Below are 13,418 nucleotides of genomic sequence, written 5' to 3' on the forward strand. Positions count from 1 at the left end.
TGTTTAATTCCTCCTATACCTTAATTGATGTTTTGGATTTCAATTTTTAAGGATGAAAGAGAGAGGCCCAAATGTCTAATAAAGTAAAAGTCTCATGTTTGCTTTTGTGTGCAGGAAAAAGCACACGCACTTATCCTGCTCATAAACTTCTACTCAAAATTGGTGATCAGACTCTTTTAAGAAGAGTCGCCGAAGAAATCGAATGCACCAGGTTTTATGAGATTCTTGCAGTCACTGGGCATGACCATTTGATGATTGAAAAAGAATTAAGAGGATTGTCTCTAAAGGTTATTCATAACGAAAATTATGAAAGTGGTATTCATTCATCTATTAGAGAAGGGATTTTACATTTAAGCCCTGAGACTGATTATTTTGCCGTCTGCCACGCAGATCAGCCCATGCTTACATATAAGCATTACAACAAGCTCATCGATGCAGCTCAGAGTGCGGCCCCTGGAACTAAACTCATCTATCCTTCTTTTAATGGCAAGAGGGGATATCCCATCTTAATATCCATGTCCCTCGTTATGGAAATATTAGGTCATCACGACAACGATGAAGGATGCGCTTACTTATTTGCTCGTCATTCACACGAGTCCATGGGCATTGAAATGGAAGATGAGTTGTCTTTTATAAAAGTAGAAACTCCTCAAATCTTTGATCAAGTGAAGTTTCATATCAGTAAGCAACTCGACAATTGATGGAAATAGTGATAAGGTTGAAATGCCCGAAAATAGCTAAAAATGGAATGTGCTTTTAGCTGTTTACCAATGAAGAGCCATAGATTTGACCTATCGCTAAAGAATTAAAATCAATTATCTCTATTTCAAAAAACACCGTAAAATGATCAAGAGAATTTAGTTTCTTGTTCAATAACCATTGTATTCAAAAAGGAGAAAAAAATGGCTGCAACATTAATCAACACTAAAGTTACTGACTTCAAAGCACAAGCTTTCGTAAATGGTGACTTCAAAACTGTGACTCAAGACGACCTTAAAGGAAAATGGTCAATTTTCTTTTTCTACCCAGCTGACTTCACTTTCGTATGTCCAACTGAGCTAGGGGACATGGCAGATAAATACGCTGAATTCCAAAAACTAGGTGTTGAAGTTTACTCTGTATCTACAGACACTCAATTCACACACAAAGCTTGGCATGACACTTCTGAAACAATCAAGAAAATCAAGTACCCAATGCTTGCAGACCCAACAGGTCACCTTTCAAGATTCTTCGGTGTTCATATTGAAGAAGAAGGTCTTGCTTACAGAGGAACATTCCTTGTGAACCCAGAAGGGATCATCAAGCTTGCTGAAATCAACGACAACGGAATCGGAAGAAACGCTGACGAACTAATGAGAAAAGTTCAGGCTGCTCAATACGTTGCTGCTAACCCTAACCAAGTATGTCCAGCTAAGTGGACTCCAGGTGCAGCTACATTAAAACCAGGACTAGACCTAGTAGGAAAAATCTAAGAATTGAGATTTTACCTTAATAGAGGCGGGAGAATGCTCTCCCGCTTCTTTTCTCTCGAACTATAAAAAGGAATTTTAAAGAGGACGTTATGTTAGACAACAATATTATCGAGCAATTAAAATCAGTTTTCGCCAAATTAGAAAAAAATGTAGACTTAGTTTACAGCGAAAGTGACCACGCCGATCAAAAAGACCTGGTCAACATGCTGGAGCAAGTTGCAGGAACTTCAACTAACATCACGGCCAAGCCTGCAGTAGGTGATCATAAAGCACCTTTTCCTCAGTTTCATTTAGAATACGCCGGGAAAGCAAACGGTATCACGTTTAAAGGTATCCCGAGCGGACACGAGTTCACATCGCTGATCTTAGCGATCTTAAACTCAGACAATAAAGGGAAATTCCCTGATGATGCGATTTCAAACCGTATGAAAAAATTAAAAGGGCCGGTTGAAGTCAGAACTTATGTTTCACTTACATGTGAAAACTGTCCGGATGTCGTGCAATTCTTAAATCAAATGGCCGTGATTCACGGAAACTTTAAGCACACCATGATCGATGGGCAATACACTCAAGAAGAAATTAAAACACTGGGTATCCAAGGGGTCCCAAGTGTAGTGGTCAACGATAAAATGATTTATTCTGGCCGCTTAAATACAATCGACCTGCTATCAGCACTGGAAAAAGCTTTCGGTGTTCAGGAAGCAGCTGGCGAAGTGATTAGCCAAGACCTTGGCGAGTATGATGTGGTGGTTGTTGGTGGTGGACCTGCTGGTGCATCTGCCGCGATCTACTCTGTTCGTAAAGGTTTAAAGACAGCGATGCTTGCTGAGCGAATCGGAGGTCAGGTTCAGGATACAAAAGGAATCGAAAACCTAATCGGTGTAAAATACACTGAAGGTCCTCAACTTGCCGCTCAACTTAACCAGCACATCGCTGAGTACCCGGTTAAAGTTTTAGAGCACAGACGTGTTCAAAACGTAGTCTCGGAAGGAAAATTTAAAATTGTTCACTTAGAAGGTGGAGAAGTGATTAAAACGAAAGCACTGATTGTTGCAACTGGTGCTAAGTGGAGAGAGCTTAATATCCCAGGTGAAAAAGAGTATATCGGCCGTGGTGTTGCTTTCTGTCCACACTGTGATGGACCTTACTACAAAGGTAAAAAGATTGCCGTTGTTGGTGGAGGAAACTCTGGTGTTGAGGCCGCTATTGATCTTGCCGGTATTGTAAAAGAAGTTGTCCTGTTTGAGTTTAACGACACGTTAAAGGCCGACCAGGTTTTAGTTAATAAACTGAAGTCGCTGCCAAACGTTTCAATTGTAACTGAGGCCCGCACATCTCAAGTTCTAGGAGATGGTGGAAAAGTTGTTGCTCTTGAATATGAAAACAGAAAGACAAAAGAAATGATGAAAGTCGACCTGGATGGAATTTTCGTTCAGATCGGACTTCTGCCAAACTCAGGATTTGTAAAAGATGTCGTAGAGACAACTAAGTTTGGTGAAATTGTAGTAGATAATAAAGGTAGAACAAATGTTCAGGGTATCTATGCCGCTGGAGACGTTACTACTGTTCCTTATAAGCAGATCATTATTGCCATGGGCGAGGGAGCGAAAGCTGCACTTGCCGCGTTTGAAGATCAAATGTTAGCGTAATCCTCTCGCGTCTATTAGCTCATTTGAGCTTTTCAATAAAAAGGCCCTCGTTTGCGAGGGCCTTTCTTTTTTATCTTTCTCGCATGACACCTGGAGGTGGCTTGGGAGAGGCAAAAGCAGTAGTTGTAATAGCAGCTAAAAGGATAGTCAGAAAAATCGCTAGCATCGTTTTTTCTGCTGAAGTGATCGCCTTATGGCTCGAATGAGTCAGAGTTTTTGATTGAAGTGACTGCTCTAGTTGAAATGATGATCCGTACATCGTGTGCTCCTTTTTAAGTTTTACTGCTAGGGCGTATTACAATAGGTATGCCATGTTTTTTAGCTGTCATTTCAACAACTTTAGTAAGGATTGGTCTTGAAACTGTTTCAAATTAGGAACTTTGCGTATCAATTTAAGAACGCTTCTGGCTTAAATTGGGGGCAGGAAGAGAGTCTTATTTCTAACCTAAATTCAGGATATTGATCGAATCTTGAGACTTTTTTGCTATGGGGATGCCGATAGGTATTACACTAAGAAAGTTCTAACTCAAGGGTGAATTTACATGAAGCCTATTATTGAAATTAAAGGTCTTGCTTACGCTTATCCAGGTGAAAAAAAGAATGTTTTGAATTCATTTTCTCAAGCTGTTTTCCCTGGGGAAATAATTGGGGTTGTGGGAAAGAGCGGTTCGGGAAAATCTACATTAATGAAGTTGTTAGTACAGTTACAAACACCTTCGGAAGGAATGATTTATCTTGATGGAATTAATTCTCAGGATCTTGGCAGTCGGCATCTCTATTTAAGTAAAATTGCTTATGTTAACCATGAAAAAAATTTAAGTTCGAATTTAAAATTAAAAGAATATTACGAACTTTATTCACCTCTATATGAAGAATATTCTCAGGAAATAGAACAGCAACTTCTTCAGAAGTTTCAACTTAATGAAAATGATGCAATTTCAAGTTTGTCGACTGGCAATAAAGTTAAGGCGTATTTAATTTTTGCTTTAGCTACACAATGCTCTTTGATTGCGCTTGATGAGATAACTGCCGTTCTAGATCCTGGAAATCGAGATGATGTTTATGACGCTCTAAAAGAATGTTGCGCGAATGGAAGAACGGTTATTATCGCCACAAATATAGTTGAAGACCTAATAAATAATGTAAATCGAGTTTGGTATATAAAAAATAGCAATATTTCTGAAGAGAAGACGGAAGATGTTTTAAGTCTTTTTAAGAGAAGGATAGCCTAGTATGAGAAATGTTGTTTTTAAGCACTTAGGAAAAGAGCTCACTACCAATAAGTACTCTTATATCTCAATTTTAATTTGTTATATGGCCTTAGGGCTTATTGTATATTTGCAATTGTCTCATTTTTACACTGTTGGTCTTTTTGCTTTTTATTTATTTACATTGATTTATTATCTTCGAAATAAGAAGACATTATTACTTAGAGAGGAAGTGTTGCTGCTACCTTTATCTAGATTAGAATTAAGTTTTTTTAGTCTCTTTCATGCCTCTTGTACTGGTGCTCTCGTTTTCTTGATGTTCTTAATATTGGATACTGTCGAAGGAGAGGTTAATCTCAAAGGGATAGCATTTTATCCGCTGATCATATTATTACTTGCTTCAAATTTATTTACCCGTCCATTGAAAAAATTTAGAAAAAGATTTCTCATTAAGCTTGGCAGGATTTATATCGTTGGATTTTTAAGTATTATACTAATTGTTTTTGTTAGTGACTTTTCTAAAGCAAACGGGATTTTTTATTATTATCTAGCTATCGCAATAATGGGATTATTAATTATTTCTTATTATAGCTTAATTGTAATGAAAGACGATATTTTCAACGAGCATTTAAATTATAAACGACAGCTATTTTTTCCTGTGTTTGATGTCCCATTAATTTTATTAGTCTTTTTTATGGCTTTTATTTTCACTCGACATCATTTTACAAATGAGAAAGTTAAGACTGTAGTTGAGTATAAGAATCCAGTTAATGTGAATGACTAAGTAAGAAATTTTTAATTCCATTCATTCATATTTTCCTTCATTCTTATAAAATGAAAAAAATATTACCACTTTTGCTTTTGTTAAGTTTTAATTCGTATTCTCAAGTTTCTCTCGACGAAAAACAATTCCCAAACCCTGATCAGATCTATGTCCCAGGCAAAGACATTGGTTTCTCGAAGTATCTAACCAAATCATTAAGAGGCACTAAAAAAGTCGTCCTGACTTTTGACGACGGTCCCGATGCGACGACAACGCCAAGGCTTTTAGACACGCTTAAAAAATACGACGTCAAAGCGACTTTCTTTATCCTAACTGGAAACATTAATGAAAAAACTTTGCCTGTGGTAAAACGCATGATCGCTGAAGGCCATAATGTTGCCAGCCACCACCACAATCACATCAGCTCTGATACTAAGACGGAAGCTGTCTATAGAGCAGAGTTAAAAAAATCAATCCTGACAACGGCAACTTTAATCGAAGAAGAAAATGCGCTCAATAGAGAAATCTATTACCGCTTTCCTTATGGCGCTTATGGTTCAAAGACGCGCGCTTATCACCACATGAATGTCATGAAAGATGTTTCTAAAGAACTCTTTAACGACAACTGTATCAACTTCGCTTTTTGGGACATCGACACCGTTGATTGGTTAGCTGATATGACCCCTGATGATATCGCTCAAAATGTCATGGCCAACATTTTTGGTGGAACAGGTTACGATTTTAAAAAGAATTCAAATGGGACTTACTACAAAGTAAAAATTAATATTTCAAAACCTTTGGGCGGAGGAGTGGTGCTTATGCACGATGTGCACGCGCGCTCTGTGGATTCTGTTCCAAAGTTGTTGGAGAAATTTAAACAGACAGGTGTAGAAGTTCTGCCGATTCAGGAAGTCGAAGAGTTTTCATATAAAGGGAAAGAGTGCAGGCTGATTTAATCCCAACCAATCACATGATAGCCTTTATCCGCTAAACACTGATTGACGTAACGGCGTTTGATTTCATCCGGTGAGAGTGAGCCTGAAACTGCTCCACCGGCGCCACCAATCGCAGCTCCTTGAGCAAGCCCTCCACCAATATCACCAGTAAAAGCTCCGGCCACTGCGCCCATTGCTCCACCAACCATCGCTCCAAATCCAGCGCTCTTTGCGATCTTTTTTCCTTCAGAAGAACCCAGGTAAGTTTCAGCGTCTTTTATACATTGATCGATGTCAGCTTCCGAAGCCACTTTCCCTTTTGTTTTTAAAGTATCGTTGGGATAAAGCTTTGGTCTTGATGCACAAGATGTGAATAGGAAAAGGACAGCGAGTAACAGGGTGATTTTTGATGTTTTCATACTCTTATTATAAGAGAAATTAGGGCGCACTTAAACAATTTATACTTGTCATTTTTGCTCTCCCATAGGAGACTGCCGGCTTAATATTTACCTGCAAATATTCAAGAGACTACTATGAAGCAATCGCGTTTTGCCCGTATTTTGACTCCTACGGTTATTATTTCGGCCCTAGGTTATTTCGTCGACATGTTCGACATTACTCTTTTCGGTGTTGTCCGCGTCGGTTCGATGCAGGCCCTGGGAATCACTTCTATTGAAGAAATGATTCAAGTGGGTGTGAAGCTCTACAACTGGCAGATGGGGGGAATGCTTCTTGGAGGTATTTTCTGGGGAGTTCTTGGAGACAAGAAAGGGCGTCACACGGTTTTATACGCTTCAATTCTTATGTATTCATTAGCAAACATCTTTAATGCGTTTGTCACTGAAGTTTGGCAATACGAGGCCCTGCGCTTTTTAGCAGGTGTTGGTCTTGCTGGAGAGTTAGGTGCAGCGGTTACACTTGTTGCTGAATCACTTAACAAAGAAGACAGAGGTCTTGCGACAACTCTTATCGCCACTCTAGGGATGACGGGAAGTTTATGTGCGGCCCTGGTTGGAAAATACTTTGCTTGGAACCACGCTTACTTAATTGGTGGGATTCTAGGACTTCTTCTTTTAGTTGCGCGCTTTAAGAGCTTTGACTCTGAAATGTTTAAGAAACTTAAGCATTCAAACGTTAAACGTGGAAACCTAAAACTTCTTTTTGCTCCAAAAAGAGCGGTGCTTTATTTAAGTGCAGTTCTAGTAGGGGTTCCTATTTATTTCATTACTGCGATTCTTATGACGTTAGCTCCTGAAGTCACAAGCGAGTTAAGCTTAAAAACTCCGGTAACTGCAGCTGACGCTCTTATTTATGGATCAATCGGTCTAGCAGTAGGGGACTTAGCAAGTGGTCTTCTTTCACAATGGATGAGATCAAGAAAGAAGGCGATTGGATTCTTCCTGGCCACAGCGCTTACGTTAATGATCATCTACATGAATGCTCACGGTGCAAGTGACACGTTCATTTACCTTCTATGTTTCCTTCTTGGAACATGTGCTGGTTACTGGGCAGTTCTTGTAACGACGGCAGCAGAGCAATTCGGAACAGATATTCGTTCAACGGTAGCGACAACAGTTCCAAACTTTGTCCGTGGGTCGGGGATGATTATTGCAACGTCTTTCTTAATTATTAAGCCGCATTTTACTATCGTTCAAAGTGTACTTTTAATTGGTGGGGTTGTTTTTGGACTCGCTTTCCTTGCACTCTTTTTAATGAAAGAGACTTTCGGACGCGACCTGGATTTCCTTGAAGATGGAGAAAAAGAAACTGAAACGTCTCCAGAATTAGAACCAGAACTAGCTAACTAGAAACCAATCAATTCTTTCCATTCCGATTTTTTATTACCTTTCACACCCAGCTCATAATCAGCTGGGTGTGTTTCAGGGTCTATATAAGTTCCAAACATTCGATCCCAAAAAGAGAAAATCGTTGCCAGGTTTTTTAAGCGCCTGCCGTTTGAAGCGTGGTGAAGGCGATGAACTCTTGGTGTGACCAGAACCCATTCTACCCAGCGGTGACCGATTCTGGCGTTAGTGTGTTGGTAGAAGTTGGTGATGAGGCCAAAGGATAAATAAAAGAGAAGCTCACCACTTGAAAGATTAAAAAGCACGATTCCCACAGTTACACGTGAGAGGATAAAAGAGACGTAGTGACCGAAACTTGCTCTGAGTCCGGAAAACCAGTAAAGGTTTTCTACGCGGTGGTGATGAACGTGGGCCTTCCAGTACCAGCTGTACTTGTGCATGTAATAGTGGATCCAGTAATTCAAAAAATCCGTGATCAAAGTCGCCAAGGCAATCTTAGTGAATGACCCCAGCTCATGAAGAGGGGCGAGGATGCTTAAGTCTAGAGTTCGGTAGTAATTAATTAACGGCGTAGAGATCAGGACTCCACAAAGAGACAAAAGCATAAAGGCAATAATGTCTTTAGCAAATTCCTGCTTACGAGTAAGGTCCCTATCAGGCCATAGGTATTCGGCCAGGTGAAAGAGGCCACCTAGAGTGATAAAAACCATGTTCAAGATCAGCGAATGCTCTGAATTCATAGCTTAAAGTCTAGCAGAGAACCAAACCCGATACAACTGAGCGCCCTTAATAACTTCCATGTGCCTAAGTCATAAAAAAAACTTATTTCGAAATGTTTTGCTAGGGGATTTCAAGAGGACTATATAGCTTTTTGGAGGAACTTTTTTCGTGAAACTACTGAGCTTTTTTGCCCTTATCATCATCTCATTTCAAAACACTTTTGCCGATACCTTGGAGTCAAGGCTTGATAAGGCCATTACTTTAGGTTTGGATGAAAAACGAATTGTAGGCGCCGTTGTCCTGGTTAGCCGCGATGGCAAACTGGTTTACAATAAGGCGCATGGCTATTCTGACCGCGAAGCAAAGACTGCGATGACGACGGATTCACTTTTTAGATTAGCTTCAATTACCAAGCCCATCGTGACTGTCGCTGTTTTAAAACTAATTGATCAGGGAAAAATCAGGATTGATGACTCTGCTTCAAAGTGGATTCCTGAACTCAATAAAGAAATCACTATCCGCCATCTGTTAACTCACACGGCGGGACTCAATTATACATTCTTTGAAGTGCAAGACGGGCCCTATCACACACTCCGCGTTTCCGATGGTCTGGATAAAGCAGACATCACGCTGGAAGAAAACATCAAGCGCATTGCCCTGGCACCTCTTCTTTTTAAACCAGGGACTCAATGGAGTTATTCACTTGCAACAGATGTCTTAGGAGAAATCTTAACTCGCGTAGAGAAAAAAGATCTAGGGGCGATTATTGAAGAGCAGGTTTTAAAACCTCTGCAAATGAACGACTCAGGGTTTTTTGCTAAGGACGCTGGGAAACTCACAGCGGCCTATGTGGATGCGAAACCAGAACCAAAACGTATGGCCGAAACAGAGAGATTTAAATTTGCGGCCAGTGAAATTGTCTACTCGCCAGGAAGAGCGTTGGATAAAAAAGCGTATCCATCAGGTGGGGCGGGAATGGTGGGAACACCTGCAGATCTTTTAAAATTCTTCGAAGACCTGCGCATAGGTTCAACTCTTTTGAATAAAAATTCACATGAAGCACTGACAACGAATCAAGTAGGAACTCTTAATGTCGATGGCCCGGGATGGGGATGGTCATTAGGATTCAAAGTACTCACTGATGCCGACGAGGCCAAGTCTCCAATGGGGAAAGGAAGCTATGAGTGGGGTGGTGCTTGGGGGCACACATGGTGGGTTGATCCAACGAATAAGCTGACAGTGCTTATTTTAACTAACACCGCTGTCGAAGGGATGAGCGGGAAGCTTCCGGCCGACATAAAAAAGGCAGTTTACGCTGACGATGACTAAGAGAGTAAATCGAAGTGTGTTTTTTGCTAAGAACACACTGGAGAAAACTAACTAGATTTATCTATAGTAGTTTTCTTATGGAAAAACACTTTATCTCCTATCTGGAATCTGAACTATCCAGAAGACAACTGGCCAACTCCTATTATTCGCTTAGGGCCTTTGCCCGCGATCTCAATATTGAAGCTTCTCTTTTATCTAAGCTCATTAGAAGAAAAGTCCCTTTAACCTTAAAAATGTTCGAGCGACTTGCCCAGACTTTGGGGCTTGATGAAAATACTTATCAGGATTTTTATGAGCAAATCAAAGGGCAAAGTGCTGATCAGCGCTTGAGTGATGTGCCGATAAAAAAACTCTGCAATGAAGAATTCAAGCTTATTGAAGAATGGTATCACTTCACGATCGTGGAGCTTACATCATTAGCGGATTTTCAATCAGACCCTAAATGGATCGCTAAAAAACTTGGTATCACAGAGGATGAAGCGCAAAAGGCCATAGAGCGCTTGCTGGCCGTGGAGTTACTTACACGCACACCAAAAGGTCAGTTAATATCAACACATTATTGCGGAAGTGGATTAAAGATCATTTCAGACGAACCTGAAACTTACCGCCTTCTTTTGCAGAGAAGATGGGAACAAATCGTGCACAAATCATTAGAAGCGATTGAGGATTTACCTTCTTCCAAAAGAGTTCAACGAAATCTTTCTGTCGCCATTGATTCATCACTAGTAGAAGAGGCCAGAGAGAGGTTGCGCACTTTTACTCGTCAGCTTGTTGATGAAATGGAAAGAAAGAGTAAGAAGAAAGATCACATTTATGAGCTCGCAGCTGTTTTTTTCCCGCTGACAAAAGATTAGTAATCGTGTTTTTAGTTTAAAACACAGTTGATGAAAATAAATAGGCAGCCATAATTTATTTATGAAGAATAATAATTATGGTTTTTCCCTGGCCGAGATTATGATCTCCATGGGGATATTGGGAATCTTAAGTTTAAGTGTCATGAAGGTAAACGGTATGATCCAAAAAGGGCAGGCCGCTTCAGAGACAAAAATGGAAGAAATTGAATTAAGGCGAGTTATTGCCTTGATTTTGACTGACAGAGAGGCCTGCAAAAACACTTTTTCGGGAAAGAATGTCGGACAAGCTCTCACTCAAATTAAAAGCTCATCGAATAATGTCTTATATGAGGTTAATAAAGTTTACGGCAACAATGCTTTAAAGATCACAAGTTTTAAAACTCTTGACCTGGCCCAGCCTTTTAGTGACAACACCAGAATGATTCATCTCAATGTTTCATTCCAGCGTATGAAGCAAATTTTAAATAACTCTACAATTTTGAGCGCCAATATTCCTTTGAGAGTGAAATCACCTTCAGCATCAGGACTTATCAGTGAGTGTTTTGCTGATGTCGACTCCATTATACAACAGTCGTGTTTAAGTTCAGGAGGAACATGGACAGGAAGCAATTGTCAGTATCCTCAATACGTTTTAAAGAGTGGAGATACGATGACCGGTGTATTAAATGCACCTGAATTCAAAGGGAGTTTTACTGGTAATGTCACTGGAAATTTAAATGGAAATGTAACCGGTAATATCTCAGGCGCGACCGGGCAATTTAGTGGAGATGTAAGTGCCGCACGCTTTTGCACTTCAGGACATTGCCAAAAAATAGAAAACCTCGCTCTGGCCAACATAAGTTGCAGTAATGGGCAGACGCAAATTGGAGTTAAAGCAGATGGATCCCCAAATTGTAAAAGTTTGCAGTGTTCTGGTAATCATTATTTTGCAGGGCTTGATTCAAGCAACAATCCTATATGTCGACCTTATCCAACAAACACGTGCCCTACAAATGAATACGTCTCACAGGTCAACTCCGACGGGACGGTAACTTGTTCCATTCTTCCTAATAACGCAAATTCAGTTTGTCCCTCAGGGCAGGTGATTCAATCTATCAATGCCGGAACTCCTAGTTGTGTAAACAAAGGGGCCGGGACTAACTGTGCTACTGGTGAAGTTGTCGTGGCCGTAAAAAATGATGGAAGCGTGACATGTGAAAAAGCAAAAGGCTTTATAGCGCCAACATACGCAGAGGGTGCAGCTTGCAATGCAAACGATGGTAATATTGCTTTGAGTACGCAGGGAAAATTAATGTCCTGTTATGGGGGCTCATGGAAAGCGGCCAGTGGTGGGGGCGGATGCCGAATGTGTAGAAGCTGTGGCGGAAATTATCCTTATTATGGTGGAAAGTCTGATACCAAAGATAAGGACTGGTCAGGAAGTGAGATTCTAGATTACGGATGTGGTGGAGGGTATTCTTATTTTAATGCCCAGGCCAGACAAGTTGCCCATCTCTGTTGTGCCAATTAAAACTCAACCAGGTGTGGGGATCTCATCTCCATATAATCTTCAGGTGTATAGCCTAATTCTCCAGAGCTATTTACTCCCCAGCATTTTAATTGATACTGAGTGGTGAGTGCGCATGTATGATTGTCTAAGGCGGAGGCATAAATGTAACTAACTCCTGAGTCAATAGTTGTTGGTTCATAGCGCTCTACTTCAGTGCCATCTCCAAGAATTCCCTGACTATTCCACCCCCAGCACTTGAGTTCATTGTTGGTCGTAATGGCGCACGTGTGCTGCTTGGCCGACGTCACTGTTTTATACTTATTGTGAGAGTCAATTAAAGTTGGTGACATATAGATAACGTATTCATTGGAGCCAGCACCTAATTGATAGTAAGTATTTTCTCCCCAGCATTTTAATTCATCATCAATAGTGACCGCACATGCATGGTCAACACCACTAGAGAGAGTTTTAAAAGATTCATTGCTGATGAGTTGAGGAGTTGTGTTATAAGAAACGTCTCCTAAAACTTTGCCCCAACATTTTATCTTGTTTGAGGTCGTCAGCGCGCAGGCAAAGTATTTACCACTAGAGACCTTCACATATTTTTCATTGACATCTATATGGACTGGCCTATTTTCGTGATTAGCACTTCCATTACCCAGTTGATTGTCATTGTTTGTTCCCCAGCACTTTAATTGATTTTTATGAGTAATAGCGCAGGCCATGTAAAAGCCGACTGAAACATCTATATAGCTTTCCTCTGGATTAACTGCAACGGGGGGAGAGTTACTTTCATCGGTGCCATTGCCAATATCTCCCGAACCCCAGCAATAGAGTTTTTGTGGATAAACGATTCCGCAGGTAAGGTAGTATCCTGCGCTGATAGAACTAAAGCGTGCTCCTTTCATGACTTCTGTGGGAGAAATGTAATCCGTATTGGTGTCCGGTAGACCAAGTTGTTTTTGATTGTTCCTTCCCCAACACTTCAAGGTACCAAGACTGTTGAGTGCGCATGTGTAGCGGGATCCTGCACTCAATGGTGTAGTAATGACAAATGATGTTGATTTGTTTTTTTTCTTGAATTTTAGCCCCGTTTTAGTACAGGAGATCATACATAAGCAGATGAGAAGAATTTGAAATATATTTTTCATGCTTTTTTTTCGTCAATTGCAGGCCATTTCTAAAATGTGTAAA

The 13,418-nt window shown here is 40.4% G+C and carries 14 protein-coding genes; 10 read left to right on the forward strand and 4 right to left on the reverse strand.

Annotated features, from left to right (window positions below; genetic code table 11):
• The first annotated feature begins 71 nt into the window (after positions 1 to 71).
• From AC6JA8_RS06575 to ahpF, 3 genes are all read left to right on the forward strand, one after another.
• Positions 72 to 701 (forward strand): nucleotidyltransferase family protein, encoded by a 630-nt coding sequence (locus AC6JA8_RS06575; RefSeq protein ID WP_497976339.1) that lies wholly within the window; start codon positions 72 to 74, stop codon positions 699 to 701.
• A 201-nt stretch (positions 702 to 902) separates the two neighbouring features.
• Positions 903 to 1,472: an alkyl hydroperoxide reductase subunit C gene (gene ahpC / locus AC6JA8_RS06580; RefSeq protein ID WP_497976340.1), complete on the forward strand. Its 570-nt coding sequence runs from the start codon at positions 903 to 905 to the stop codon at positions 1,470 to 1,472.
• 89 nt (positions 1,473 to 1,561) lie between these two features.
• A complete protein-coding gene (gene ahpF, locus AC6JA8_RS06585; RefSeq protein WP_497976341.1) occupies positions 1,562 to 3,121 on the forward strand; it encodes an alkyl hydroperoxide reductase subunit F in 1,560 nt (519 codons plus the stop codon).
• 70 nt (positions 3,122 to 3,191) lie between these two features.
• On the opposite strand, the gene AC6JA8_RS06590 is transcribed toward ahpF, so the two are convergent.
• The gene (locus AC6JA8_RS06590; RefSeq protein WP_497976342.1) at positions 3,192 to 3,380 is read right to left on the reverse strand and encodes a hypothetical protein; all 189 of its coding nucleotides are present in this window, start codon (positions 3,378 to 3,380) and stop codon (positions 3,192 to 3,194) included.
• Between the two features lie 283 nt (positions 3,381 to 3,663).
• Here AC6JA8_RS06590 and AC6JA8_RS06595 point away from each other — a divergent pair, with 283 nt between their 5' ends.
• Genes AC6JA8_RS06595 through AC6JA8_RS06605 form a run of 3 tightly spaced genes read left to right on the forward strand, consistent with a single transcriptional unit; the run spans position 3,664 to position 6,048 of the window.
• On the forward strand, positions 3,664 to 4,353 hold the full coding sequence (locus tag AC6JA8_RS06595; RefSeq protein ID WP_497976343.1) for an ATP-binding cassette domain-containing protein: 690 nt from the start codon (positions 3,664 to 3,666) through the stop codon (positions 4,351 to 4,353).
• A gap of 1 nt (position 4,354) precedes the next feature.
• A complete protein-coding gene (locus tag AC6JA8_RS06600) occupies positions 4,355 to 5,113 on the forward strand; it encodes a hypothetical protein (protein WP_497976344.1) in 759 nt (252 codons plus the stop codon).
• 50 nt (positions 5,114 to 5,163) lie between these two features.
• Positions 5,164 to 6,048 carry a polysaccharide deacetylase family protein gene (locus AC6JA8_RS06605; protein ID WP_497976345.1) on the forward strand — a complete coding sequence of 295 codons (885 nt, stop codon included), beginning with the start codon at positions 5,164 to 5,166 and terminating at the stop codon, positions 6,046 to 6,048.
• On the opposite strand, the gene AC6JA8_RS06610 is transcribed toward AC6JA8_RS06605, so the two are convergent.
• Positions 6,045 to 6,446, reverse strand: a complete 402-nt coding sequence (locus AC6JA8_RS06610; RefSeq protein WP_497976346.1) for a cell envelope biogenesis protein OmpA — start codon at positions 6,444 to 6,446, stop codon at positions 6,045 to 6,047. The two genes, AC6JA8_RS06605 and AC6JA8_RS06610, sit on opposite strands and share 4 nt — an antisense overlap.
• A gap of 114 nt (positions 6,447 to 6,560) precedes the next feature.
• On the opposite strand from AC6JA8_RS06610, the gene AC6JA8_RS06615 reads away from it, so the two are divergent.
• Complete coding sequence (locus tag AC6JA8_RS06615) at positions 6,561 to 7,835, forward strand: MFS transporter (RefSeq protein ID WP_497976347.1); 1,275 nt, start codon at positions 6,561 to 6,563, stop codon at positions 7,833 to 7,835.
• On the opposite strand, the gene AC6JA8_RS06620 is transcribed toward AC6JA8_RS06615, so the two are convergent.
• A complete protein-coding gene (locus AC6JA8_RS06620; protein WP_497976348.1) occupies positions 7,832 to 8,572 on the reverse strand; it encodes a sterol desaturase family protein in 741 nt (246 codons plus the stop codon). The genes AC6JA8_RS06615 and AC6JA8_RS06620 overlap by 4 nt on opposite strands.
• Before the next feature lie 148 nt (positions 8,573 to 8,720).
• On the opposite strand from AC6JA8_RS06620, the gene AC6JA8_RS06625 reads away from it, so the two are divergent.
• The 3 genes from AC6JA8_RS06625 to AC6JA8_RS06635 all read left to right on the forward strand — a co-directional run bounded on the left by AC6JA8_RS06625 (position 8,721) and on the right by AC6JA8_RS06635 (position 12,245).
• Positions 8,721 to 9,881 carry a serine hydrolase domain-containing protein gene (locus tag AC6JA8_RS06625; RefSeq protein WP_497976349.1) on the forward strand — a complete coding sequence of 387 codons (1,161 nt, stop codon included), beginning with the start codon at positions 8,721 to 8,723 and terminating at the stop codon, positions 9,879 to 9,881.
• A gap of 77 nt (positions 9,882 to 9,958) precedes the next feature.
• Complete coding sequence (locus AC6JA8_RS06630; RefSeq protein WP_497976350.1) at positions 9,959 to 10,735, forward strand: DUF4423 domain-containing protein; 777 nt, start codon at positions 9,959 to 9,961, stop codon at positions 10,733 to 10,735.
• Between the two features lie 61 nt (positions 10,736 to 10,796).
• On the forward strand, positions 10,797 to 12,245 hold the full coding sequence (locus tag AC6JA8_RS06635) for a PulJ/GspJ family protein (protein WP_497976351.1): 1,449 nt from the start codon (positions 10,797 to 10,799) through the stop codon (positions 12,243 to 12,245).
• On the opposite strand, the gene AC6JA8_RS06640 is transcribed toward AC6JA8_RS06635, so the two are convergent.
• Positions 12,242 to 13,375 (reverse strand): RCC1 domain-containing protein, encoded by a 1,134-nt coding sequence (locus AC6JA8_RS06640; RefSeq protein WP_497976352.1) that lies wholly within the window; start codon positions 13,373 to 13,375, stop codon positions 12,242 to 12,244. The genes AC6JA8_RS06635 and AC6JA8_RS06640 overlap by 4 nt on opposite strands.
• Positions 13,376 to 13,418 lie beyond the last annotated feature (43 nt).

The organism is Bacteriovorax sp. HI3 (genome assembly GCF_059738875.1).